This window comes from Brevundimonas sp. KH_025 (genome assembly GCF_057839885.1).
In genome coordinates this window covers 260,885-285,925 of record NZ_CM174501.1, presented here as the reverse complement: position 1 = coordinate 285,925, position 25,041 = coordinate 260,885, and the positions used below count along the sequence as shown (strand labels likewise).

22 protein-coding genes and 1 pseudogene are annotated in these 25,041 nt (G+C 66.7%); 9 read left to right on the top strand and 14 right to left on the bottom strand.

Features of this window, described 5'->3' with window-relative positions; translation table 11 throughout:
• Positions 1 to 8: 8 nt before the first annotated feature.
• The 3 genes from AC3IS2_RS01420 to AC3IS2_RS01410 all read right to left on the bottom strand — a co-directional run bounded on the left by AC3IS2_RS01420 (position 9) and on the right by AC3IS2_RS01410 (position 4,092).
• Positions 9 to 1,139 carry a metallophosphoesterase gene (locus AC3IS2_RS01420; protein WP_489198896.1) on the bottom strand — a complete coding sequence of 377 codons (1,131 nt, stop codon included), beginning with the start codon at positions 1,137 to 1,139 and terminating at the stop codon, positions 9 to 11.
• A 677-nt stretch (positions 1,140 to 1,816) separates the two neighbouring features.
• Positions 1,817 to 2,722: an esterase/lipase family protein gene (locus tag AC3IS2_RS01415; RefSeq protein WP_489198895.1), complete on the bottom strand. Its 906-nt coding sequence runs from the start codon at positions 2,720 to 2,722 to the stop codon at positions 1,817 to 1,819.
• Positions 2,722 to 4,092, bottom strand: coding sequence for a hypothetical protein (locus AC3IS2_RS01410; RefSeq protein WP_489198894.1), 1,371 nt, complete (start codon positions 4,090 to 4,092; stop codon positions 2,722 to 2,724). Before AC3IS2_RS01410 ends, AC3IS2_RS01415 begins: the two co-directional genes overlap by 1 nt.
• A gap of 400 nt (positions 4,093 to 4,492) precedes the next feature.
• Between AC3IS2_RS01410 and AC3IS2_RS01405 the strand changes: the two genes are divergently transcribed.
• Positions 4,493 to 5,083: a thioredoxin family protein gene (locus AC3IS2_RS01405; RefSeq protein WP_489198893.1), complete on the top strand. Its 591-nt coding sequence runs from the start codon at positions 4,493 to 4,495 to the stop codon at positions 5,081 to 5,083.
• 239 nt (positions 5,084 to 5,322) lie between these two features.
• Here AC3IS2_RS01405 and AC3IS2_RS01400 read toward each other — a convergent pair whose 3' ends face one another.
• Genes AC3IS2_RS01400 through AC3IS2_RS01390 form a run of 3 tightly spaced genes read right to left on the bottom strand, consistent with a single transcriptional unit; the run spans position 5,323 to position 7,025 of the window.
• Positions 5,323 to 5,937 (bottom strand): DUF1190 domain-containing protein, encoded by a 615-nt coding sequence (locus tag AC3IS2_RS01400; RefSeq protein WP_489198892.1) that lies wholly within the window; start codon positions 5,935 to 5,937, stop codon positions 5,323 to 5,325.
• Positions 5,938 to 5,942: 5 nt separating this feature from the next.
• Positions 5,943 to 6,356 (bottom strand): DUF350 domain-containing protein, encoded by a 414-nt coding sequence (locus tag AC3IS2_RS01395; RefSeq protein ID WP_489198891.1) that lies wholly within the window; start codon positions 6,354 to 6,356, stop codon positions 5,943 to 5,945.
• Between the two features lie 21 nt (positions 6,357 to 6,377).
• The gene (locus AC3IS2_RS01390) at positions 6,378 to 7,025 is read right to left on the bottom strand and encodes a DUF2491 family protein (protein WP_489198889.1); all 648 of its coding nucleotides are present in this window, start codon (positions 7,023 to 7,025) and stop codon (positions 6,378 to 6,380) included.
• A 135-nt stretch (positions 7,026 to 7,160) separates the two neighbouring features.
• Here AC3IS2_RS01390 and AC3IS2_RS01385 point away from each other — a divergent pair, with 135 nt between their 5' ends.
• From AC3IS2_RS01385 to AC3IS2_RS01370, 4 genes are all read left to right on the top strand, one after another.
• Entirely contained in the window at positions 7,161 to 7,856 is a 696-nt protein-coding gene (locus AC3IS2_RS01385) for a YjfI family protein (protein WP_489198888.1), read from the top strand.
• 16 nt (positions 7,857 to 7,872) lie between these two features.
• Entirely contained in the window at positions 7,873 to 8,619 is a 747-nt protein-coding gene (locus tag AC3IS2_RS01380) for a PspA/IM30 family protein (protein ID WP_489198887.1), read from the top strand.
• A 3-nt stretch (positions 8,620 to 8,622) separates the two neighbouring features.
• A complete protein-coding gene (locus AC3IS2_RS01375) occupies positions 8,623 to 9,789 on the top strand; it encodes a glutathionylspermidine synthase family protein (RefSeq protein ID WP_489198886.1) in 1,167 nt (388 codons plus the stop codon).
• Between the two features lie 395 nt (positions 9,790 to 10,184).
• Entirely contained in the window at positions 10,185 to 13,265 is a 3,081-nt protein-coding gene (locus AC3IS2_RS01370; protein ID WP_489198884.1) for a DUF3857 domain-containing protein, read from the top strand.
• On the opposite strand, the pseudogene AC3IS2_RS01365 reads toward AC3IS2_RS01370, so the two are convergent.
• From AC3IS2_RS01365 to AC3IS2_RS01340, 6 genes and pseudogenes are all read right to left on the bottom strand, one after another.
• Positions 13,266 to 13,578: pseudogene (locus AC3IS2_RS01365) on the bottom strand (IS3 family transposase); the annotation flags it as partial. It lies immediately after the preceding gene.
• Positions 13,579 to 13,713: 135 nt separating this feature from the next.
• Entirely contained in the window at positions 13,714 to 14,148 is a 435-nt protein-coding gene (locus AC3IS2_RS01360; protein WP_489198883.1) for a DUF805 domain-containing protein, read from the bottom strand.
• A 23-nt stretch (positions 14,149 to 14,171) separates the two neighbouring features.
• Positions 14,172 to 17,126 (bottom strand): hypothetical protein, encoded by a 2,955-nt coding sequence (locus tag AC3IS2_RS01355; protein ID WP_489198882.1) that lies wholly within the window; start codon positions 17,124 to 17,126, stop codon positions 14,172 to 14,174.
• 6 nt (positions 17,127 to 17,132) lie between these two features.
• A complete protein-coding gene (locus AC3IS2_RS01350; protein WP_489198881.1) occupies positions 17,133 to 17,570 on the bottom strand; it encodes a hypothetical protein in 438 nt (145 codons plus the stop codon).
• Positions 17,571 to 17,596: 26 nt separating this feature from the next.
• Positions 17,597 to 18,043, bottom strand: a complete 447-nt coding sequence (locus tag AC3IS2_RS01345; protein ID WP_489198880.1) for a DUF3617 domain-containing protein — start codon at positions 18,041 to 18,043, stop codon at positions 17,597 to 17,599.
• Positions 18,044 to 18,117: 74 nt separating this feature from the next.
• Positions 18,118 to 18,810, bottom strand: a complete 693-nt coding sequence (locus AC3IS2_RS01340; protein WP_489198879.1) for a hemerythrin domain-containing protein — start codon at positions 18,808 to 18,810, stop codon at positions 18,118 to 18,120.
• Between the two features lie 149 nt (positions 18,811 to 18,959).
• Between AC3IS2_RS01340 and AC3IS2_RS01335 the strand changes: the two genes are divergently transcribed.
• From AC3IS2_RS01335 to AC3IS2_RS01320, 4 genes are all read left to right on the top strand, one after another.
• A complete protein-coding gene (locus AC3IS2_RS01335) occupies positions 18,960 to 19,430 on the top strand; it encodes a pyridoxamine 5'-phosphate oxidase family protein (RefSeq protein WP_489198878.1) in 471 nt (156 codons plus the stop codon).
• On the top strand, positions 19,430 to 20,770 hold the full coding sequence (locus AC3IS2_RS01330; protein WP_489198877.1) for a GAF domain-containing protein: 1,341 nt from the start codon (positions 19,430 to 19,432) through the stop codon (positions 20,768 to 20,770). Before AC3IS2_RS01335 ends, AC3IS2_RS01330 begins: the two co-directional genes overlap by 1 nt.
• A 91-nt stretch (positions 20,771 to 20,861) precedes the next feature.
• Positions 20,862 to 21,602, top strand: a complete 741-nt coding sequence (locus tag AC3IS2_RS01325) for a LytTR family DNA-binding domain-containing protein (protein ID WP_489198876.1) — start codon at positions 20,862 to 20,864, stop codon at positions 21,600 to 21,602.
• A 109-nt stretch (positions 21,603 to 21,711) separates the two neighbouring features.
• Positions 21,712 to 22,176, top strand: coding sequence for a YybH family protein (locus tag AC3IS2_RS01320; protein WP_489198875.1), 465 nt, complete (start codon positions 21,712 to 21,714; stop codon positions 22,174 to 22,176).
• 386 nt (positions 22,177 to 22,562) lie between these two features.
• Here AC3IS2_RS01320 and AC3IS2_RS01315 read toward each other — a convergent pair whose 3' ends face one another.
• Together AC3IS2_RS01315 and AC3IS2_RS01310 are read right to left on the bottom strand one after the other, a co-directional pair.
• Positions 22,563 to 22,967 (bottom strand): MerR family transcriptional regulator, encoded by a 405-nt coding sequence (locus tag AC3IS2_RS01315; RefSeq protein ID WP_489198874.1) that lies wholly within the window; start codon positions 22,965 to 22,967, stop codon positions 22,563 to 22,565.
• 22 nt (positions 22,968 to 22,989) lie between these two features.
• Positions 22,990 to 25,020 (bottom strand): TonB-dependent receptor plug domain-containing protein, encoded by a 2,031-nt coding sequence (locus AC3IS2_RS01310; protein ID WP_489198873.1) that lies wholly within the window; start codon positions 25,018 to 25,020, stop codon positions 22,990 to 22,992.
• Positions 25,021 to 25,041: the final 21 nt, after the last annotated feature.

Genomic DNA, 25,041 nt, shown 5'->3' with positions numbered 1-25,041 from the left:
GCTCTTCCCTATTGTCCAGGAGGCGGACGGTCGACGACGTGTGGGACCAGGTTTCCGTCGAGTATTTCGAGATAGGTGAGCTTGCCGCCGTAGACGGCGGAGATGCCGGTATCGATCCGCACTAGTCGCCCGCCGTGAAGCACCGCGATGCCGGATACGATCGGCGTGTGGCCGATGACGATCCGCTGCGCGCCCTGAAGCGCGAGAAGCTGGTCCAGCTGCTCCGCGACGGACAGCGGCGGCGCTGGCTGTGCGCTAGCTGTAGAAGGGGGCGCTTCGCTTGCGCCTGCTTGGGCGGCCGGCGCCTCGCTTTGGTCGATTTGGTAGCCGGGCCCTGCACCTCCCTCCGTCGCTGCGAGATGACGGCACCAGAGCGGACCTGTCTCATCATTGATGATAGACTCAGGCAAGGTCGCGCGCACAGCGAGCGCGGCGGCGACCTCCCTGTTGATCTCGGCGACCGGCATGCTCGCGTAGCGCCCGCACAGCCCGCCATGCACGAACAGCGTGCCGTCGAGCAGCACGACCGCGGGATTGCCGACGACCCAGCGGCCGATGGCGCCGTTCGGGGCCCAGGCCGCCTGGCGCTCGATCATGCCAAGCGGCGTGGCGCCGATCACAGCCGCCTTGATCGCCTCCGGCGTCGCGTCGGGGTTCTGCGCCCGGTACTCGACCTCGAGCGCGGCCCTGTTCCGCTCGTAGGCCTCTTCGCGCCGCCTGGCCGACTTGTTGTCGACGAAGGCTGCATAGTCGCTGGCTGGCACGTAACGTAGGTCACCGGTGAGGTTCATCGCCTCGTGATTGCCGACGAGCGCGATGACGCGGCCGCGGCGACGCAACGCTTCGCGCTGCAGCCGCATCAGGTCCTGGATGATCCTCCGCGAATCCGGGCCGCGATCGACGACATCACCTACCTGGACTAGCACCGTGTCGCCGCCCGCCCAGCGGCCGCGCCGGTCGATCAATCCGGCCGCTGCGGCGACGGTGCGCCATGCGGCGAAGTCGCCGTGCAGGTCGCCGATCGCGACGATGCGGTGCAGCCTCCCAGGTTGTCCTACAGCGAGCGGCGCGGAGAACGCCAGCGCCAGCGCCAGCGCCAGCGCCAGAATCCAAAGCCGCGTCCACGCCCGGGCAGGCATGCAAATCTCCTGGCCGCCCGCCGATCGCGGACCATCTCCGCCGCCCCTCACGAGGACAAACGCATCGCACTCGTTCACATTAACGGGCATCCGGCTCATAAGTTTCGGGGGACTGGCAGGAAATCGCAATGTTCATGGCGCAGTTCCGTCAGTTTGCCGCAGATACGCCCACCAGGCCTTGATGGATCGATCCCGGGGCTTGAACGACGCAACCGTGCCCAAAGCGGGCGTTGGCTTCCAGTTCAGTCCGCTGGAACAGCCTGAGCCAGTTCGACCTGCGGTTCACGGCGTTCCGGCCATCGCACGACAGGGGGAGCAGACGTGAAAAGCCCCGCGGCTTTTGGCGGCGGGGCTTTTGGTATTTGGGTGCGGGAGCAGGATTTGGACGATACCTCACACCTGCGATCCGCTCCATGGCGTAACTACGCTGGCGGCGCTCAAAACCCCCATCGCGCCATCAGCGGACATTGCCTGACCGGCCGCAAGCGGACATCCTGCTTGTCGATCCTCAGGCTGGATCAAGGCGGTAACAGTCAATTTCCGTCGGCTTGGTCAAATCTCCGCTTCACACCAGAAGGAGACACAAGCCTCGCTCGAAGGCCCTTTTTCGCGAAAGTCGATCCCGCCAATTTCCCACCGATCATGACCCCGGACCCGCCGGCTGTGCGCTGTTGACTTCAGGAGCGGATGTAGCGTCGGTCCGCGTGCCTTGGCAGATACGTCCAGTCCTCGGTGTCGAGGAGGTCCGCAACGAGGTCGGCGATCTCCTGACTGTCGAGGACGGTCATGTGATCGCAATCGTGCGCCTGATGATGCCGCGCATGCAGTCGCGTAGGGTCAAGCCTGTGGCCGTCGGCGTGATCGATCTCGCTGAAGGGGGCGTTCTGAGGATCGGCAATGTTGCAGCTCTTCTCAGTGACGATGCCGTCGTGCGGTCGGTGCATACGAGAGATCAGAGGCACGAGATTCGCGATTCCGATCGCGCCAGCCGCGGCGCCCATGAGACGCGATCCGGTCCTCCAAGCCTCGCGGTGCTCGTGAAAATAAAGCGCAGGGACGCTGGCGTAGCGCTTTCCGGCGATCCGCCGGGCCACGCCGTTACGATCCCGAAGCTCCATCATCAACCGATCCGCTCGGGTCAGATCGAGCAATCCCTGGCGGGGGGAGAAGGCCGTGATGAGGCGGCTAGCCGCCATGATCGCTTGGCCCGCGACGGCGAGCTGCGCCGTGCCGATCGCGCCCGCGTTGGGGGTCGCCAAGGTGACGATGGTGCCCAGCCCCCCATGCACGCACCGCGCAGCGGCGAATCGACTGACCAAGCCGCCCATGCTGTAGCCGACCAAGCTGACTTTCTCGTAGCTGGTCAGCCTTTCGACCTCCCGTGCGAGCGCAGTTCCGTTCGAGGAGATGGACTGCGTCCAGTCATAGTCGAACAGATGAAGGTCCAAATGACCTGCCGCGCCAAACAACAGGTCGGCAAAGGGCTTCAGGGCCGCCGCTGACTGGGTGATGCCGTGGCTCAGCACCACGGCATGATCACCGGAGGAGCCGCGATAATGTCGAAGGCGAGGGGTCTTCGGCATCAGTTTTCATCCTCGCCAATGCGCACCCTTCGGGGCGACGGCAGAGCCGGCGTCCCAGACAGATCACCCCAGAACTCCACGTTCGTCTCGCGTCCAAGCAGCCGTTCGGTCGCGGCCGAATATTGCGGCGTGAATTCATATTCGACCGGGAGCTCGACGCGATCGTCGGTGGGGCTCAGACCGAGAATCGGCCAGGGATCTGGCATAGGCCCGGGCTCTGGTTTCGCCCGACCGAGGAGACCGATCCGGATCGTCTCCACGCCCGAGCGCAGCGCGGGCGCGATATCCACCCGCGCCCAATTCGTTCCGTTCCTGAACTGGCCGGCGTCGCTGATCGATGAGGTCACCGGATCGTCTCCCGCGCCGGGCAGGACGGCTCCGCCGTCGATGGCGTTTGGTCCGATCCAAGCGAGATGCACGAACTCGGGCTTGGCGTATCCCCGCGCCTCCCGCCAAGGCGAGCGCGGCAGACGCCAAGGCACACTGATCGCCTCGACGAGGAAGGCGTCGTCCAGAGCGCAGCCCAGACCCGACAACACCTCGTCCGGCCGTGGATCCAGGGTCAGCAGCTCGGGACCCCGGACACCCGAGCTTCTCAGTTCGGGGATCAGAATGGTGGTCCCGGCCGAGAGGCCGGACCCCGATGTGAGGCTGGCGATGCCGGCCGCGTCTGCGACCGCGTTCACCAGCGGCAAAATCTTGGCCCCGCAGCGGATCTCCAGGCTGGCCAGGGCGAAGCGGAGCTGGTGCCGGACTTCAGTCCGTATCGACTGGTCCGTCTCCTGGAAGCGCAGCAGGGCTTCTTCGAACGCCCGCAGGTCGATCTCGCACTCCAGCCCCCGCGCCTCGAAGTCCGCAGCTATCTCGAGCGCCTCGACGGCCCGCCAGAGATTATGCGCCAAGTCGCCACTATACGCAGCCTCTTCGCGGGGCTGGGCAAGGCGAATCCGGCCCGACTGCAGGTCCGACAGGGCACTCGCGCTCGCCCGCACCGGCTCGTTCAGACCGAACCTGAAGCTGCGAAGCGGCGCGGGGCTCGTCTGCCCCCGCTGCCGACGCAGTCCGCGCGCCCGGCTTTCCGATCTGACGATCCAGCGGCACCAATCGCCAAACGGAACCGCGGTCCGCACGGCGGCCTCCAAGCTTCCGGACAGACTATCCGGGCCGGAATGTTCAAGGGTGACTGCATCGGTGAAGGCACAATAGGCGGGCAGGATGCGCAAGGGCGCGCCGCGCATGAGGTCGATCGCCAAGCGCGTGGCCGCCCCGCCCGTCAGGATCAGGCGAACGCCGAAGCGCGCGGCGACCTCTCCCAAGCCGTCAAACGGCGAACCGTCCTCGAGCGGATCGTCTTCGAACGGTTCAGCCATTAGCGATCGCCCTGCTCCACTGCGACGCGGCTACCACTTGGCTTTAAGGCAGGCTCCGCCGTCCACCCTATTCCATAGCCAGCCCGCCGAGGTCTTCAAGCAATGAATATTTGATTTGCGGGGGGGGGCGTCGACGACACAGTTGATGAGACGTGCGAAGGATGGCCGCACCGGGTCTAGCTTCCTCTGTGATGGCTGAAGCCGCCACTTGGCGGGCGCTCTTGGCTCATCAGCGTCTTTGCGCCAATATCGGACATTAAGACCACGCCCCAAAAAGGACGTTTGACCACAACTACGACCGCGAAAAATGGGGCGGAGCGACTCCACGACACACCGACCTGTTGCTCAATATCGGGGGGCGGCCCGGAACGCGACCATAGCTTGACCGATCACTGAATTCGTGGCGAAGCGGGTCAAAGGCAAGGGTGCATCGCGCGACGGTTCGCCGCTGGCCGCGTTGCCCATGGGAGATTGCCCAGTGAAACAAATTCCGCTGATCGTCTTGGCGACCCTGGCCGTGACGGCGTGCGCTACTGCGTCTGCACCCGCACCCGCGCCCGCAGTAGCGCCGAAGCCGGAGGCACGCTCCTATCACGTGAGCGACAACGCCTCCGCCGACTTGGACGCTGCGTTGGCGCGCGCCAGACAGTCGGGCAAGCGCGTTCTGCTGGTGATGGGAGCCAACTGGTGTAGCGACAGCCGCGCCCTCGCGGGTTGGCTGGCGACCGATCGCTTCGCTGAACTCATCGAACGCAAATACGAGCTGGTCTTCGTGAACATTGGGATGCCCAAAAGCGGTGACGGACACAATCTGGGCATCGCCCGTCGCTTCGGCCTTCCGGAGTTACCTGGCCTGCCGAACGTACTGGTGCTTACGAGTGAAGGGGTTCTGGTGAACCCGACGACCGCAACCAGCTGGCGAAATGCCGAGAGCCGTACGGGTGATGCGATCTACGAGGAGTTGGCGACCCTGGCCGATCTGAGAACCTGACCCGGCAAGAGGGTTCGGTCCCCTAAGTTCGCTGGCGAACCCGGTGGCGAAGACCGCCGCTGCAGGCGTCGCGCGCCTGTCGTTGAGCAGGTCATTGGGTCATTGCCCGAAACCGAACCTTAAAACGGCGCCGGCTGCGATGGCCACTTCAGGCTGCGCCCGAGGCATGCCCCTAAACCGTGAAGCCGTTCTCGTCGAACGGACGGGACAAATCGCGTCGCACATCCGCAATTGCGATCTTAACCGCCGTAGCCGCGTCCGCCGCCGCCGAAGCCGCCCCGCGAAACGACCGTGGTGCGGCTCTGCACCCGGCTCGGGGCCTGACGCGCGACGTCGCCGTGCTCGCGGGCGTTGGTCAGGGTCTTGCCGGTGCGATAGTCGCGGTAGGCGTAGCCGCCGCCGTAGCCGTTGGAATACTGGTTGTCGCGATCGCGATACATCGGCCCGCCGCCGCGATAGCGGCCGCCGTCCAGCATCTGGCCGATGACGAAACCGGCCAGCAGCGGCGTGAAGAAGGAACCGCCGCCGCTGTGGTTCGGCTGGCACTGTGACGGGCCCCACTGGCCCTCGCATTCGGATTGGGTCGCATAACGCGGCGCGGTCTCGGCGGCGGCCTTCTGGGCTGCGGCCTGAGCGGCGTCGCACTCGGCGTCCGAGATGTCGTTGGCGGCGCGGCACTCGTCCAGCGAGGTATAGACCTGAGCCGGTTCGGGCTCGGGCGCCGCGACCTGGGGCGAGCCGCAGGCGGCCAGCGAGAAGCTGGCGGTGGCCATCAGGCTGCTGACGTGCAGGACGCGCGAACGCTTCATCCGGCGCATCGTCGAAGTCTGCGGCAGATCTTTCGGATCGGTCATCGCGGTCACGCCGTCATGCAGGCGGCGTTCAGCAGCCCGACGCCGATGGAGATGGAGGCCAGATAGATGGCCGCCGCGATCTCGCCCGCCTCGATACGGACCACCAGATTGCGGAAGGCCAGGCGGCTGATGACGACGAAGGCTGCGATCTGGATCACGCCGGCCAGCAGGGCCCATGCGGCGAACTCGGCCAGGCTGACCGTGTGCGACAGGGCCGAAGCCAGCGGCAGGATATAGCCGATCAGCGCCCCGCCCAGGGCGATGGCGGCGGCCGGGTTGCCCTCCCGGATCAGGGTGCGCTCATGATAGGGCGTGACCCACTGGTAGATCAGCTTGAACGCCAGGGTGAAGGCGCCCGCCGCCGCGAAGGCGATCAGGAAGGCGATCGCCCCCTGCTGAAACGTGAACCAGTCGAACATCTTGCATCTCCCCAAGCGCCGTCAGGCGCGGAACTCGGCCATTTCCAGCGGAATGCCGATCATGATTTCGTGCGTCGTCTCGCCGCCCTCGGGCTGCTGCTCCAGGGCGATCATCAGTTCGCGTCCGCCCGCCAGATCGCGTCCGTACAGCATACAGGTCTGGAAGATCTTCGCGTAGGGCGTCGTCGCCGCGCGGTCGTCCCAGATCGTCTCCCACAGGGTCACCGGCGGCTGTATGGCGTCGCTTTCGGCGAACCAGAAGCGCGGATAGTCGGGCAGGTCCTCGGCCGCGCCGTGAAACACCGGCGCCGACAGCCGGTCGCGCCAGATGCGGCGCTCGCGCTCGCCCGGCGGATAGGCCGAGGTCCAGGGTATGAACAGGCTGAAGTCGTAGCTTTCCGCCCCCGCCTCGTCGTCGCTCATGGCCTGAAGCATGACGTGGTCGTCGGTATAGAAGCGGTGGACGAACTGCCCGCCGTCCAGGCTGACTAAGCCCTGAGCCGTGATGTCCAGCACGTCGCGGTCGAGGGTGAAATGGGTCTCGTCGCCCAACCGACGCCAGGCCAGCGGGTCCAGCGCCACGGTGCGGCCCACGGTGATGTTGCGCACGGTCGCCAGACGCGACGCGGGCTCGACCTTGTCCGATTTTCCGAAAAGCTTCTTGAACATGGGCGACTATCTAGGCCTGCTGCGGACGGACTGCGAGCGAACTGAGACGATGCGACCGAATGATGCGGATCATGGATTGAAATTCCGTCCTGCATTGCCCGATGTCAAGCGTTCATGTTACGCATTACATGAAACATGACCAAGCCCCCATCGCCCTCCTCCGCCGCGACCGACCGCATCCGTGCGTGGCGTCAGGCGCGCCGCGAGGCCGGGCTGGTCAAGCTGGAGCTCTGGGTGCCCGAGGCCGCGCGCGACGACGTGAAAGCCGCCGTCCGCGCCATCGTCACCGATTCCACGCGCGGCCCTCCCCTTGCCGGTCTTGGTCTTGCCGGCCGACCGCGCCGCCCCACTTCTGATCCCATCACTTCTGGAGACGACCACCACATGGACGCCGTGATCGAAACCCCCTGGACCGTGCCCGCCATCAAGGCGGCGCTGGACGCCTCGGCCCTGCTGCGCGAGGGCGAGATGACCCTGCGCGTGCTGGAAGGCGCGGACGCCGTGCTGCTGGCCACCATGCATGAGTACGGCGACCTGCCGGTCTATCTCAGCGTCGGCGGCGCCCAGATCGTCTGTTCGGTGCTGCTGTGGCCGGTCGCCGAACAGGCCGACCGCCATGCCTTCAACGAGTTCCTGCTGAAGGCCCAGCGCGTGGTGCCGCTGTCGAACTTCGCCATCACCAACGTCGGCGGCGAAGACGTCTATGAGCTGATGGGCGAGCTGTCGTGCAAGACGACGCTGCAGACCATTCTGATCGAGTTGCGCACCCTGGCGGAAAACGCCATCGACGCCACCGAACTGCGTGAAACCTTCGGCGCCGACGCCGCCTGATCCCGGAGACCAGCCCATGTCCATGCTCAGAAAACTCTCCGCCCTGTTCCGCGGCACCGCCCATGACGCAGCCCAGGGCGTCGTCGACGCCAACGCCCTGAAGATCCTCGACCAGGAAATCCGCGACGCCGACAACGCCCAGGGCAAGGCCCGCGACGACCTGGCCGGCCTGGTGGCCCGCCGCCGGATGGCCGAGAACGAAATGGCCAGCTTCCACGACCAGATCGGCAAGTACGAAAACTCGGCGCGCTCGGCCCTGGGTCAGGGCAAGACCGATCTGGCGCGCGAAGTCGCCGTCCGCATCGCCGAACTGGAAGTCGAAATCACCAGCCGCGGCCCGCTGATCGAGGACATGAAGACGGCCGAGGCGCGCCTGCGCACCGCCATCGCCTCGACCGACCAGAAGATCGAGACGCTTCGTCGCGAGATCGACATCGTCAAGGTCAACGAGTCCGTCCAGCGCGCCCAGACCTCGGTCGCGCTGAACTCGGCCGGCGCCCAGTCGCGCATCGGCTCGGCCGCCGACAGCCTGCAACGCATCAAGCAGCGCCAGGCCGTTCAGGAAGAAAAGCTGCGCGAGAACCAGGCGCTGGAAGACCGCCGCACCGGCGCCGATCTGGACGCCAAGCTGCGCGACGCCGGCATCCTGCCCGGCCATTCCTCGGCCGACGACGTCCTGGCCCGCCTGACCCAGAAGGATGTCACCATCGTCACCCCGCGCATCGGCCAATCGTCGCCCGTCGCGGACAAGGACCCGGCCTGATCCATGCAGCGTCTGCGCTTTGATCCCCGCCCCGACTGGGACACTCAGGCGGAAAGCCTCGGCTTCACCTGGCGTCACACCGGCGGCGAACTCTACTGGGACGAGACCGCCGCCTACGCCTTCTCGATGGCCGAGGTCGAGGACGGGATCGAAGCGCCGACCGAGGAACTGCACGGCTTCTGCCTCGACCTGGTCGCCGAGGCGGTCCAGTCCGAGCGGCTGATGGAGCAGCTCGACATCCCCGAGCCCATGCGGGACTACGTCGCCGACAGCTGGAAACGGGACGATCCGTCGCTCTATGGCCGCTTCGACTTCGCCTACGACGGAACCGGCCCGGCCAAGCTCTACGAGTACAACGCCGACACCCCGACCAGCATCTATGAGACGGCGGTCTTCCAGTGGCTGTGGCTGGAGGATCAGATCAAGGCGGGCGTCCTGCCCGCCGACGCTGACCAGTTCAACAGCCTGCACGAGAAGCTGGTCGACCGGTTCCGCGCCATCTTTCCCGACGGCGGCTTCGTGCATTTCAGCTCGGACGCCGACTTCGTCGAGGACCGCCAGACCGTGCGCTTCCTCGAAGACCTGGCGCGTCAGGCCGGGCTGGACCCGCAGTTCGTCGCTCTGGAGCAGATCGGCCTGAACGCGGACGGTCAGTTCGTGGATCATGAGAACTGGATCATCCAGGCCCTGTTCAAGCTCTATCCGTGGGAGCAGATGCTCCGCGACGACTACGCCGCGCCGCTGCCGACGGCGGGCGTGACGGTGCTGGAACCGGCCTGGAAAAGCCTGCTGTCCAACAAGGGCATCCTGCCCCTGCTGTGGGAACGCCACGCGGGCCACCCCAACCTGCTGGAAGCCTATTTCGAGGACGACCCGGCCCATGCGGCCCTCGGCTCGTCCTACGTCCGCAAGCCCCTGTTCTCGCGCGAAGGCGCCAATGTCGAACTGATCGAACAGGGCCGCAGTGCAGCCGAGATCATCGACGGCGGCTATGGCGGCGGCCGCTGGATCCGTCAGGCCCTTTGCAACCCGCCCAGTTTCGACGGCAATCACGTCATCGTCGGCTCCTGGGTCGTGGGCAATGAGGCCGCCGGCATGAGCCTGCGCGAAGACACCAGCCTCATCACCCGCAACACCTCGCGCTTCCTGCCGCATTTCATCAGGGGTTAGCCCGCCACCTTGAACACCGAATTTCAATAAGGTCTGGGCAGCGCCAGAATCGGTCGTTGCAGCTCCACCCGATAGGCGACATTCCGATCTTCGCACCTACGTCCGTTTCGTGCGAGGAGCCTGGGCGCCTACGCTAGTCTCTGACACGACGCTACTCAGCAGCTACAGCCTGTCGCACGCCGTCAACTTCGTGAGGCCGGCCTACCTGGTCGTCAGCCTCGGGTGGACCCAGCTTCTACCGCAGCCGAGTTTTCTGCCGTGATGGCAAGCTGGTCGCCAGCGTCGCCAAAGAAGGCCTGATCCGCAAACCCGCGCCCAGGGAAGAGAAAACCCTATTCCCTGCCCTGCCGGTCTGCTACGCAGATTGCAGCGATACGCGAGCGGGATAAATCGTGTTGAAAAACAAGCTGATACTAGCCGCTTTGGCCTGGTTGCTAAGCACTTCCGCCATGGCAGGCGAAACGATCTTGCGCGGTCCCGCGCCCGACTGGATTCCGGTAGTTGCGCCGCATCTGTCCAACAGGCCGGACACCTCATCTCAGCACGTCCGCTATGAAGTGGTCGAAAGCCATGTGCGCGCCTTCGGCGCCCATACCGAAACCTATGTCCGTATGCGGCTGCGAGTGCTGTCACCCTTGGGTCTGCAACAGGCTTCGCAACTGGGACTGGAATGGAACCCGGCCTTGCAGACGCCTACTGTTCACCACGCCCGCATCATCCGCGCGGGTGAAACCTCCGACATTCTCGACAAGGCCGACTTCACCATCCTCCGTCGCGAGGCAGCACTGGAGCAGTCGCTGCAGATCAATGGCGTTCTGACGGGCGTTCTGGTGAATCCCGACATCCGCGTCGGCGACACCATCGACTTTGCCTATTCCGTCCGCACGCAGTTTGACGTCTTCAACAACCCGCTCGAAGCGCTGGCCTTTTCCTACTCCCCGCTCCCTGTAGATCTGGGCGCGACGACTATCAGCTGGCCCGCATCGATGAGAGTGCAAACCCGCGCCGGACGCCATGCCACCGTTCCCCCGATCACCCAGCAGGGCGACTTCAAAGTCCTGGTCAATCGCATGACCGACGCCGAAGGGGAAACCTATCCAGACACCATCGCCACCCGCTCTCTTCCCGACTATGGCTGGCAGATCAGCAGCATCCCGCAATGGGCCACTATCGCGGACCACATCCGCCCCGCCTATGATCAAGCCAGCGCCCTGCCCGACGCCGCCGATCTGGCCGCGCACGTGGCGCGGATAAAGTCCGAGCACGCGACCCCCGAAGCCCGCGCCCTGGCGGCGCTGCGACTGGTTCAGGACGAGGTGCGCTATATGGCCCTGACGCTCGGCGAGGGCGGCTGGCTGCCAACCTCGGCCAGTGAAGTCTGGGCAAGGCGTCAAGGCGACTGCAAGGGCAAGACCGTGCTTCTGGTCGCCCTGCTGAGAGAACTGGGTATCGACGCGGTTCCCGTGCTGGTGTCCTCGAAGAACCTGCCGCTCGACAAATATCTGCCGATGGTCGGCGCGTTCGACCATGTGATCGTGAAGGCGCGCATCAATGGCCAGACCTATCTGATGGACGGAGCGCGTATTGGCGATCGCAGCCTGACGCCGGACGTTCCACTGGTTCACGAATACGTTCTGCCCATCGTGGAGCGTGCCCGTTTGGAGCAAATCCCGCTCAGACTCCCGCCGCGCCCGACGGGTACGATGCATGTCGAGATCGACTTTTCCGACGGCATCTACAGCCCTGCGCGCGTTACGTTGACCGATATCGACCGGGGCGCCAGCGCCACTGAAATGCACGCCGGCGTGGCACAGGTCCCTGCCGCTGAACTGACCCGCTTGTATGACGAACGCTGGAACCAATTCCTGAAGGATTACGGTCAGATTTCGGACCTGAAGAGCCAGTGGGAATACCGCGAAGACACCCACGAGTTTGTCGCCAGCGCGACGGCTCGCGTCGTCTTCGACTGGAGCGACGGACCGGTCGATATCCCCCTGGCCCACGTCACGTGGAAGGGCTTTGAACCGCACAAGGACGAGAGGTTCAAGGACGCCGATTATGGCAAGAGCTTCCCCAGTTCGTCTTCATTCCGCACCACCGTCATCCTGCCCGAAGGCGAGGACGTCGTTGACCTGTCGGTCCAGCCTTATGAGGTCGAGGCTGGCGCCACCCGCTATTTCCGCACCATCCAGCGCAACGGCAACCGGCTGGAGACGGATCGTGGCTCGATTACTCTGCGCCCCTATGCCACTGCGGTGGAAGTCCAGACCGAGCAGGCGGGCATGGACAGCTTCAAGGACCTGAAGGCCACCATGCAGGTGAAGCGAGGCTACACCCTGACTGCGGCGGACCATCAAACCCTGACAACGGCCCCCGAGGGCAATCCGGAGGCCGCCCTGCGTCGCGGTTATGCCCTTCACAACGAAGGCGACTATGCCGGAGCCATCGCCCAGTTCGACGCCGCCATTGCGGGCTTTACATCGCCCCATGCCAACGCCTTGGCCAATCGCGCACTGGCCCATCTGGCGCTGAACGATCTGGAAAAGGCCCGCGCCGACATCGCTGCGGGCGATGCAGCCGATCCGGACGACAGGATCCTGTTCCACGCGAAGGGGCGTCTGGCCGAAATCGAAGAAGATGATCTGGAGGCCGTTCTGGCCTTCACCGGCGCCCTCCGCTCGTGGCCCGAGAACACCCACGCCCTTTACCGCCGCGCCGCCGCCTATGAGCGAATGGGCCAGGCCGCCCGCGCCCTCGCTGATCTGGAGCGGATCACCACCCTGCAGCCGCAGGACAATGGCGCCAAGACCGCGCTGGCGACCCAGTTGCTCCGAATGGGCCGCGCCAGACAGGCCTACGAGCAGTTGGATCTGGTGGCGCAGTCCATCGGCTACGCCGACGCCAAGGTCCCGATGTTCGTCGGCATGGCGCAGTCTTTGGCGTCCAGCCTCAAGGGCTCGGATCCTGCCAAGGCCGAGGCGGCGCTGACCGACGCCCTGTCGGTCGAAACCGACTTCCCCGCCCTGCTGGTCGATCGCGCGGGCATCCGCGAGATGCAGGGCGACAGCCGGGGCGCCGCCGCCGATATGGCGCGCTTCAAGCAGTTGACCCGCATCAACCTTGATGATCCCGCGCAGGCTTGCGTCTCGCAGGCCCTTTTTCGGCACAGCCGCGATGTCGCACTGACCATGTGCGACAAGGCCATTGAGCGGAAAGGGAACGACGCCGCACTCCACATGCGGCGCGGGTATCTGCTGTACGTCCTGAACCGCGAAAGTGAGGCCGTCGCCGCCTATCTCACAGCGACGGAACTGGATCCGTCCAACCAGCAGGCCAAATACGGTCTAGGCAAAATGCTCAAGGACACCGGGCGAGCTGCCGAGGGCGATGCCCTCATGGCCGCGGCATTGAGCTCCGATCCGAACGCCAACGAAGACTATGACACCCCTCTGCTCGAGGTCCGCGTCAGCGATTAAGCCAGAAAGTGAGTGCGGCCCGCGGATGATATAGTCCGGCGACGCAGCTTTCTGACGCGTGATCGAGGCCGAAGAATAGACATTCGTTGAATAGTTCGTCGCATCCCCTCGTGGGAGTATTCCACAATGCCGTTCCAGGTCGGCTTGCCCGGCGACGGAATGCCCGTCGACGCCTTGATCCTGCACCAGTCCGGGAGGGCTGTGGACGTGAACTCCGTACCGTTGTCGCCTAGATCATAGCAGGACGGTCTCGCCGAGCGATCAGCGCTGTCATCGCAGGCGCGACATGACGTCCCGAGATCGAGAGGTCAGGGCAGGTTCAACGAGGACCACCGTCCACACAGATCGATCGCGCGTCACCGAAGCGGCGCACTGGGCGCGTCTGACGCTTGAACCGGCCAGGCGGCCAGAGCGGTCGCGACCGCCAGGACGACAGTTGCCTGACGCATCAATTCGCGTAGCTCGCCACCGCCCCGTAGTCGTTCGGCTGAAGATCGCCAGGCTTTGCGGCGACCCAGATCAGAAAGCCAAGGGAGATAAGCAGGGCAATGAAGGACAGCCCTAGCGTCAGGCCCGCGCTGGCGAAGGCCACGCCCATGGTGGCGACGTTCGAGGCGGCGATCGCCGTGAACAGGGACAGGGCGGTCGAGCCGGCGGCGGGAAGGATGGCGATGAGCGCCAGCAAGCCCGGACGACCGAAATCGTGCAACCGCTTCACCAGCAGGCTGGTCCACGGCACGATCAGCCCCAGGGACACGCACAGGCCGATGAGCGGCAGCAGGCTCGCCAACAGGCTGACGCCTATCAGCACGGCCGCGCCGATGCAGAAATCCTTGCGGCCGATGCGGCCGTCGACGGAGAGAAAGAGGGGCAACCAGTTCATGGGTGTTTTCTCCAGTGAGCGGCTCAGCGGCCGGCGGTGAAGACCTGTTCGATCGAGCCGTCGCTGATGGTCATCGGACCGGAGACCGGCGCCTCGAACAGATAGCGCAGGCGGGCCTCGCTGCCGGGCTCGATATAGACAAGCAGGGGAAGCTCCGCGGCCCGGGGACCCCGGATCGGATAGAGGGCGGAGCGGGTCGTGATCCTGCCGCCCTCAGGGCCCTGAGCGCTGATCTTGATCCAGCCCTTGGAGGTGGTCCGCACCCGGTCGCCCGGATTGCGAAGGGTCAGGAACACCTCCATGCGGCCGTCTCGCCCACGGGCGACGCCGTCGATGCGGACATCCAGTTCGCTCAGCGCCTTGAACCCGCCCGAACCGGCCCCCGCCGCCGGGGAAGCGGCCTGACCGACCGTTACGCCGGAAACGTCGAACACGATCGACTTGGCGTCGCTCTCTCGAATGGCCACCGCGCTCAACGGCGAGACCGGCGACGCGGGGTCCATCACGAAGCGGAAGCTGAACTCGTCGCCCGGCGCGACCACCGGCGTCGCGCTGAACGACTCCGGCGCGTTGGACGTCGCGCGCCAGATCTGGCTCTCGCTGACGCCGACGCCGTCGATGTCGGTCATCACCGCCTTGAACACGCCCGCGCCGATCGAACGATTGGACTGGGTCGTATTCTTGACCGTGAGGAAGACGTGCACCGAGCCGTTGCGGGCGGCGACGGCGCGGTCGAAGCGGACGTCGAAATCCTCCAGCTCATGGAAGACCCCGGCCTGGGCCACAGGCCGTCCAGGCGACGCCGGCTGCGGCGCCGGAGTCTGGGCAGGCGTCTGGGCGGGCGGCGAGGCGGGCGAAGGCGCGGGTTGGGGCTGCGGCGCCTGGGCCGCGACGCGCTGTCCGTTCCAGTTGGATTTGCTCGTCATGCCTTGCCCCTGCGAGACGCCGGTGAAGGTCTGGCGCTCGGGATCGAAGGTCAGCACGACATCCGAACGATGTGCGGCATAGAGGGACACGCCGGTCAGGACGCCGGCCTGGCCGCCGTCACGCAGCTCCAGCCGGTCGCCTTCGCGTTCGGAACCCTCGCTGTCCCGAACCATCAGACGGCCGCGCAGCACGCCGTCCTGATCGACCTTCAGCGTCACCCGCCCATAGGTCGTCACCCAGTCGCCGGCGAACGGGGCGAGATCCTGCGGCGGGGCCGTGGGCGCGGGCGCGCCTTGCCCCTGATCCTGCCCCGCGATCCAGGGCTTCTCGCCGACCTGATTGAGGAAAAGAATGCGATAGGCCGAACCGCCCTGGGCGGCGAAGGCCGGTTGCGGCGCGCCCCCGCCCTGCCACTGGTTGCCCGCATCAAGCGACCGAATCCAGCCGAGCATCAGATTGCGGAACTGCCCGGGGTTCTCGCCCATGACGGCCCCCTTGGTCCCCAGTTCGCGCTTGAGCTGCGCCAGGCCCTCGTCGCCCAGAAGCATCAGCTTGGTCAGTTGGACCGTGTTGAAGGCCGGGGGCAGATCCTCGATCTTCCACTTCTGCGACGGGTTCTGATAGGCCGTGTCGTCGATCTTCAGATAGTCGCGGTTGAAGGTCGCCAGGTCGATCTGATGATCGCTCTCGCCGCCGTGGCCGCCGCCGGGCCGGGTCATGACCTCGTCGAAATGGGTCTCCGGATTCTTGAGATAGTCCGCCCATTCGTCGGCAGTCCGCCCGCTGACGCCCTTGATCAGAAGATCCATCGGCGCCTGCATCATGGCGCGCAGCGCCTCGCGCGCCGGCGGCGGCAGGATGGCGTCGATGACCCCGGAGATGAAGGCGGCCGTAGCCACCACGGCGTCCGGCGTGCCCGCCATCGAGGCCAGGTGGTCGACCACATACTGGTCCATCACCGCCTTGGCGCGCGCCATGTCGGACCCGCCTTCATTGTAGACGATGGCCTTGGCGATCTCGTGGCTGACCGCCGGGAAGGCCGCCAGACCGTCGTCGATATCCTTGATCCAGGCGCGTTTGTATTCGGCGACCGGACCGTGCAGCGTGGCGTAGGCGATCCGCTCGGGGCCGCCTCTGGCCATGCGCTGACGGTCATAGGTCTCGACCTGGGTCTGAAGGCCGTTGCGCAGGGTCGAGAAGACGAAGGGGATCGACCGGGTCGTCCCCTGCCCCTTCATCAGCTTCTGCTCCAGAACGCTGCCGGGCCGCGCGTAGGTCAGCTCCTGATAGATGAAGCTCTCCACGCCGGCGATGCTGGTCTGGTCCTGGGTGATGGTTCCACGATAGGTAGACCGGGTGGTGACGCGCTCGTCCAGCCCGAGATCGTCGCGCTTGCGCTGGTTCGCCGGCGCGCCGCTGGTCACGGTCGAGGACACGGCGCTGACGGTCGAGGGTGTGCGCTTGCCGATATAGCCTTCCAGAACCAGGTGCTTGACGGCGTTGGTCGGGTCCGGCGTCAGGGCGAATTCGCCGCCCGCGAAATGGTTGACGAAGGTGTGGGCGAAGACGTCGCCGGCGGCGTGGGTCAGGTAGCCGAGCGTGAAGGCGCGCACCTGAGGGCTGCTGGAATCGACGAACCCGCGCTGCCAGAGGTGGCTGAGCCAGGCGTTGGAGCCGCCCGCGCCGTGATCAACGGCGTCAGCCGCTTCCGGGTGGATGACCTGCTGGCCGGTCAGGATGTCGGGATAGGCGTCGGGGCCCAACACGCCGGCGCGGAATTGCTGCGGGGCCGCGCGCAAGGCCGCGAGGATGGCGGGATCGACCGGAAACTCGCCCAGGACGCCCACGATCCGGCCCGTCTGATAGTCGGTCTGATAGATCGTCACCTTGTCGTTATCGAGCGCGTCGCGCAGGACTTCTTCGGCCAGGTAGATGTGGGTCTTGGGCTTCCAGGCATAGGCGGGCGCCGCCGGAAGCGAGGCCAGGACGGCGATGCCGCAGATGCCGCTGATCAGGGCGCGTCGGGCGCGCGAGGGTCGGAACAGAGCCATGAAATTCTAGTTCCAGGCTTCCGCTTCCGCCGGCGGCGGCGCTTCGGTCGCGGCAGCGGCGGCGCAGGCCTCGGACCGTGCATCTCGCGCCGATCGCGCCATGTTCATCGCCACGCCGGCGACGGCCGCGGTCGCCCTGGCGGTGCGTGCGTCGCGTCGTGCGCCCGGAATGGCGGCGACGGCGCTTGCGGGATCGCCGGACAGAAGGGCCGCAGCCGCCTGTCCCTCGGCCGAGGGGCCGAGTTGAGCGACCAGGGCCTGGCCGAGGCCGGCATCCCTCGCCGCCGCAAGCAGGCCGCCGAAGGGGTTGCGCCGAGGCGGCGGCGCCTCGCTGGGGCAGCCGTCGGGCTGGCGGACTTGCCTCTCGGCCGACGATTGGGCCTGGGCCGGCACGGACGAGACGAGGAAGGCGGCGAGCATCGCCGCCGCACGGACTGCGGTCATGATTTCGATCCTTGCTGGAGGGAGGGTCAGCGCGCGCTGGCCGGGCAGGCGGCGGCGATGCGGCGGCTGCTGGTCGTCACGACGACGTCGATCGGCGTCCCGCCGACCATGCTCCTCGAGTTCAGGCTCAGGCTGAACGAGGTGGGGGTGTAGGTTCCCGTGTTGCGGAACGTGGTCCGCACCCCCTCGTTGACGCAGGCGCCGACGAAGGCGAACCGTCCGCCGCCGATCTGCCTTTGGCTGAAGGTGCAGCGCCCCTCGGTCATCTCGGCCAGAACGCGTTCAAGCGGGCGGGCCCTCGTCTCGGCGGGGGTCAGGCAGTCGCGCTTCTTCTCCACCTCGGGATCGCCCGCAAATCGCGTGACGGTCTCGTAGTAGCCGGGCGTCATCACCGTCTCCCCGGCGGCGCTGGCGGCCAGAGGGGCGGCGAGCAGGGTCGCAAGCGCGATCAGGGCGAGTTTGGTCGTCTTCATGGTTTTTCTCTGGATCAGGGGACAGGCGGACGTCGGGCGAGCCCGCGCGCCGCAGGCAAGGCGTCGCCGCAGGCTCAGGCCGCGAGGTCGAGCCGCCGCAGTTCGGCGAAGGCGTCGTCGGAAAGAGCGGGACGCGCGGCCAGTTCGATGACCGCGGCATAGGCCTCGGGCGGTGCCCCGGCCTTCATGCCGCTCAGCAGTCCGATGCGCTCGGCCGGGTTCATGGCCGGAAGCATCACCCGCATCATGGCGATGTTGTCCTCGGGCGTGAGCGTGGCGATGATCTGCATCTCGAGATCAGCGAGTTGTTCGTCGGTGAACAGGGCGCACAACAGGGGCCAGATCTCGGTCTCCTCATGCGCCATGTGCTCGAGGTCCTCGGCCACGAAGGTCGAGAAGGCGAGGTAGAGCATGCGGCCCTGCGTCGGGCGCTGGTCCGGCGTGGCGGCCTCGAGGCGCTCGATCGCGGCGATCAACCCGGCCAGACGGCTGCGGTGCTGCTCGTGCTGGTCGTTCAGGGCCAGGAGGTAGGCGGGCGCCGAGGCCAGAACGGCGTGAATGAACACCTCCTCGTGGCGAAGGTGTTTCGCCGCGATCGCGAGATGGGCGCGAAGATCGCCGAGCAACTGGCGCGGGCTGTCGGCGTAGTCCGCCTGGCCCAGACGAATGAGCATCTGGGAATGGGCGAGGCGCAGCCCCTTGTGAACCGGGCCATAGATGTCCCATCGGCGCGTCGCCGTGGATGTTTGGAAATCCTTGCTGAACATGATGTCTTTCCGCGGAGCAACCAGTGGGGGCTTGGTGTTGGCGCTCACCTAGAGACCGGGGGCGGACGGCTCATCCTAAATGCTTCCTAACGGCGAACGACGTTCCTAAAAGAACCCTATGGCTGGCGGATCTCAGGCGGAGGCGACGAGTGATTGATGCTGAATTGGCCGCCTTCATCGAGGGGCCTGTCATGATCGTGTTCAGCGCCGCCGACGCTGCGGGACGGCCCATGATCGGACGCGCGACAGGCGCGCGCTGCGCCGACAGCGGCGAGGTGGACCTCTTTGTGTCGCGCGCGCGGTGGCGCGAGGTGACGGACGATCTGAGGGTCGGCGCCCAGGTCGCCGTGACCTTTTCACGCCCCGCCGACTATCGAACCTTCCAGATCAAGGGCGTCCTAACCGCCCTCACGCCCACGGAGCCCGCGGACGTCGCGGCTGCGGCGCGATATATCGAAGCCGTCACAGGGTCGCTTCTGGAGCTCGGAGTGCTCCAGCCTCAAGTGGACCAGTGGCTGGCGTGCGACGACCCGATCACCCTGAGGCTCCGCCCCGGCGCGGTCTTCGCCCAGACGCCCGGGCCGGGCGCCGGCGCGCAGTTGTCGAGCGCCCTGCTATGATGGCGCTGACCAGAATCCGCGACTGCTTCGAGGGCGTCATCCCCTCGATCGTGGCGACCCTGGACGCCGAGGGCGTGCCGAACGTGTCCTACCTGTCGCAGGTCCACCTGGTCGACGACGCCCACGTCGCCCTGTCCAACCAGTTCTTCTCCAAGACAGCCGACAATGTCAGGGCCACCGGCCGCGCCACGATCATCGTGGTGAGCGGCCGATCAGGCGCCCAGTACAGGCTGGACCTCGCCTTTGAGGCCTCGCTCACCACCGGCGACGTCTTCGACCGCATGGCCGCCCAACTGAGCGCCATCAGCACCCAGCAGGGCGCGGGCGAGATCATGAAACTCAGGAGCGCCGAGCTCTATCGCGTCGAGGCTTGTCGCCCGCTCAAGGGGCCGACGTCTGCGCCCCTCGTCGCACAGGCCGCGTCCCATCCGAAAGCCGACGAACGGCTGGCCCAGGCCGCGCGCCTGAGCGCCGCCCTCGGCGCCGAGAGCGACGCCGACGCCATGGTGGATCGCGTGCTGGAGGGCCTGGTCTCCGATTTCGGCTTTTCCAATGCGATGGTCCTGGCCGTGGATCCGGCCGAAGGGCGCCTGACCACCCTGGCCAGTCGGGGATACCCGATCGGCGGGGCGGGATCGGAAGTGGCGCTGGGCGAAGGCGTGATCGGCATCGCCGCGATCAGCCGACACCCGGTGCGGCTGAGCGACATGAGCAGGGGACGCCGCATGGCGGCGGCGGTTCGGGCTTCGGCCCATATGGACGCGGATCGCTACATCCCCCTGCCGGGTCTGGCCGAACCTCAAAGCCAGTTGGCCGCCCCCATGATCAGCCGGGGAAAGACCTATGGGGTGATCTTCACGGAATCCCCCGACCGGTTCCGATTCGGACCCGACGACGAAGCGGCGCTCACCCTGATCGGCGGGCAACTGGCGGCTTGCCTCCGGCTGGCCGACAGGGAAGCCGGCGATCTGCCCCCCGAACGCCCCGGCCTCCAGCAGCCTCGCTCGGGCGCGCCGTTCAGGGTCAAGCTTTTCGCCTACGACGACAGCCTGTTCATCGACGACGCCTATGTCATCAAGGGCGTGCCTGGTCGGCTGCTCTTTCATTTCCTGCGCCTCTACGCCGAGAGCGGGCGCTGCGACTTCACGAACCGCGAGGTCCGACTGGAGTCCGCGTTGCGGCTTCCCGATCTCAAGGACAACCTCGAGACCCGCCTCATTCTCCTGCGCCGGCGCCTTGAGGAGCGGCAAACGCCCGTGCGCCTGTCGCGTCCGGGGCGCGGTCAGATCCGGCTGGAGGTGGAGGGAAGCCCGCATCTGGAGTTCATCGCCGACAACTAGCCGCCCGACATTTCAGGTTGACCGCCTCCCCTCGCCCGGTGTCTAGCCGACGAACATCGGTCGTGCGACGAACCGGCCTGGGGGTGAGCGAATGACGCAAGAGCCGAAACGCTGGGCGGTCAGAACCGGGCTCGTCGCGGCCATCGGCGTCGCCCTCGGCTTTCTTGGACCGTTCGGCACCTATGCCGACCTGACGCCGGTCGAACGCTATGCCTACTGGATCGGACTGACGCTTCTGATGTGGCTGCAGGATCTGGCGGCCTTCTGGGCGCTGCGGCGCGCCGATCGCGTGCGCGCCCTGCCGATCTGGCTCCAGGCCGCCCTCGCGGCCCTCGTCGGGGCGATCCCGACCACCTTTGAAGTGGCCTACGTCGAAGGCCTGCTTCGCGTGGGCGGCGTGCTGACGCCGATCTCCCTGCTCGAGACCTTCTGGAGCGTCGCCGTCGTTTCGCTGGCCGTCTTCGTCCCGCTGGTCGTTCTGGGAGACGCCCGGCGGTCGGGCGCGGCGACCGCCCCCGAGTTGACACGTCGCCTCCCGCCTGAACTCGGCGCCGCCGTCATCGCCCTCTCGGCCGAGGACCACTATCTGCGGGTCTATACCGAGCGCGGCGACACCCTGATCCACTATCGCTTCTCGGACGCGGTCCGCGCCCTGGGCGCCGCCGGGGTGCAGGTCCATCGTTCCTGGTGGGTTGCGAAGAATGCAGTCGAACGCATTGAACGAGAAGCCAGCCGCCACGTGCTGGTTCTGATCGGCGGCTTTCGCGTCCCCGTCAGCCGCACCTACGGGCTGGCGGCCCGACAGGCCGGACTGCTACCCGAACGCGAGTGACACTCGCGAAAACGCTCCGGATTCCGCGAAAGTCGAGTTGTCGGCGACGGGCTGGCGGCGGCATTGGCCCGCACCCCGATTGCCCACACCCGATTGAAGGAGAATTTCGATGAAGATGATCGTTGCAGCGACCTGCGCCTGGGCCCTGACCGCCGCCGCAGCCCAGGCCGCGCCCGCCGGCCCGGAAGACGAGAGCGCGCTTCGGGCCCTGGCCGCCTCGGTCGATGGAGCCTGGGACCGCAAGGATGTCGACCTGATGGCCAGCTACTATTCGGATGAAGCCACGCTGCTCGTGGGGGGCGCGAGCCAACTGCAGCAGGGGCGGCCCGCCGTGCAGGCCTATTTCCGGCAGGCGTTCGCCCAGAGGCCTGGCGTCATGCGTCACGTGAGCGAGTTCCGCAGCATCGACATGCTGGGGGCGGACGTGGCGATCACCGATATCCAGGTCCGCGTCGAAGCCCAGCAGCCGGACGGCGGCTGGAAGGAACTGCGCCGCTTTGACAATCTCTCGCTGGCTGTCCGCGAGGGCGGCGCCTGGAAGCTGCGCGTGGTGCGTGCCTATCCCGTGAACTGATCATCCAGGGCGGCGCTCGGGTCCTGCCCGGACGCCCTCTCCTCAAAGCGGACATCCCCAACCGCCGCAGCGAGTCAAAAACGGCCTCTCGGACAGGTTCCAATCTCGCGAACTGGTAGGCCCGCGATTGGCCCAAGATAAAGTGACAATCCCTGCTTGTAGGAAGTCTTTCAGAGGCTAATGAAACCGGCAAGCTACTGAAAATGCATAAAATGTCCACGTTGACATCGTAGGGGTCACAGATTCAATCCCTGTCGCGTCCACCATTCTTTTCAATCACTTAGGTGATTGAGGCACTCCTCCCCCAAAGCGCCCCCGGAAATGCACGAGCATTGAGCGTTCAAGCTCGGCTTGCTGGGGCGACGTCAGACCGTGTGAAGGGCCGCTCAGCGCCGATCTGCCGGCCCCAGCGCCTCGATGATCAGGCAGTCAGAGATCGTGCCCTGGCGGCACTGGGACAGCAGGGCGCCGAGTTCGCGGCGCAGGGCCTCCAGATCGGCGATCTTGCGCTCGACCTCGGCCAGGTGCGCGCGGGTCAGTTCATCGACCGTGGCGCAGGACTGGTCGCGCCGATCCGACAGACTCAGCAGGTCGCGCACCTGTTCGATGGAGAAGCCCAGGTCGCGGGCGCGGCGGATGAAGGAGAGGCGGTTCAGCTCCGCCTCGCCATAGACGCGGTAGTTGCCCGCCGTGCGCGGCGGGGCCGCCAGCAGACCGATCCGCTCGTAGTAGCGGATCGTCTCGACCTTGGTGTCGGTCCGCCGCCCCAGTTCGCCGATGCTCAGCGCCATTACGGCCTCTCCGTTTCCCGCCTCAGTGTCCGCCGCCGAACCGCAGACGCATCCCGCCGTTGACGGTAAAGCCGTCGGTCGGCCCCCAGGCCTCGGTCGTCCAGCGGCCGTCGGCGGCGCGTTGCGGCAGCAGCAGGGGATCATGCCGCGTCTGGCGCACGTTCAACAGGTTCTCGGCGTTGAGGAACAGGCTGACGCGCCCGAAGATGATCTCGCCCAGCAGGCCGACCTCGACATAGGACGGGCTTTCGCTGCGATAGGGATTGTCCTCCAGCGACTGCTTGCCTGTGTAGTAGATTTCCAGACCCAGGCGGCCCCGGTCGTGCTCCTCCCACATGGCGACGAAGCCCGCCGTGTGGCGCGGCGTCACGGGGGTGTCGCGGCGAGCGAAGCCGTCGTCGTCCGGCTCGGTCGCATCGACGAAGACGTAGCTGCCGGTCAGGGTGAAGGGCGCCTGGCGATAACGCAGCATCGCCTCGGCCCCGCGCGTCCGGGTCACGCCGTCGACATTGATCAGGCGGACCCGATCCACGCCGTCGTCCACCGCCCGGACGGCGTCGTCCAGATCGGAGCCGAACAGGGTCAGGTTGGCCTCGATCCGCCCCCGGCGATAGCCGACGTCCAGCGAGGCGGTGCGGGCCACCTCCTCCTTCAGCCCGTCCAGCGGCTCCAGCCGCGACAGGCCCGTCGCCTCGGTCACGTCGACGAAGGGCGTGGGCGCGAAGAAGCCCTGGCCCACCGAGGCGCGCACGGTCCAGGGGCCGGGCCGATACAGCATCGACAGGCGCGGACTGAACTGGCCGCCGTATTGGCTGTGATGGTCCCAGCGCGCGCTGCCCGCCAGGGTCAGGTCGTCGCTCAGCTCATGCTCGACTTGAGCGAACAGGCCGGGGACCGTGTAGGTGTAGTCGAAGCTGGCGAAGGTGTCGGAGCGATAGGCGTCGACCTGAACCGCCGCGCCGGCCAGCCAGGTCGTGGCGCCGGCCTCGGACCCCAGCGCCGCTTCCAGGAAGCCGGTGTCATGGCGGTCCTGCTCGAACACGTCGCCGAACTGGTGGTCGTGGGCCTGGGTCATGGCCGAGGCGCGGACGTGGGCCGAGCCCCCATTGAGCGCTGAATGGGCGATCGGCAGGCGGGCGACCAGACCCGCGTCGAAGCGGTCGGTGTCCTGGGCCTGGACGAAGGGGCGGCCGTCGGGCGCGGTGCGGCCCGGCTCGGTCCCGCCGCTGCGGCTCTCGGTCATGGCGCCGACCGTGACGAAGGCCTCGCCGCCGTTCTCGCCTTCCCAGAACAGGCGGGGGCGCAGCGACCAGCGCTCATAGGCGGCGATGTCGCTCCAGCCGTCGCCGTCCAGATCCTGGCGGCTCTGGCGGTGATAGCCGCCGACGATCGACCGCCCCCACGCCCCCTTGAACGGGGCCGAGGCGTAGGCGGTCAGGTCCTGTCCGTCGCGGCTGGTGATGTTGGCCAGAAGCTCGGCCTCGACCGCATCGCCGGGACGACGCGACACCAGGTTGATGACGCCGCCCAGAGCCGACGGACCATACAGCGCCGAGGCCGCGCCCTTGATCACCTCGACCTGGCCCAGGTCGGTCGGCGGAATCTGCAGCACGCCCAGCGACGACGCCTGACCGCCATACAGGGGCAGGCCGTCGGCCAGAAGCTGGGTGTAGCGGCCGCTCATCCCCTGCATGCGGATGTTGGCGGCGCCCAGGGCCGGCGATGTGACCTGCACCCGCACCCCGCCGGTCTCGTTGACCAGCATGGCGATGTTGCCGGGCGTCATCAGCAGCTTTTCTTCGATCTCCTCGCGGCCGATGACCTCGACGCGGATCGGCTCGTCCTGAATGCGGCGGCCCGAGCGGGTGGCCTGGACGATGACGTCCTCGACCTCGGTCGCCTCGTCGTGCCCATGCTCATGCTCCTGCTCGTCCTGGTGTTCAGCGTCCTGAGCCAGGGACGAAGGCGCGGACAGGCCGACAGCCAGGGTCGCGGCGACCGCGGCCAGAACCGCGCGGCGGCCGTTGCGTAGCGAAACGAAGGAAGAGGACACGAAGGCTCCAGAGGTCTTGAA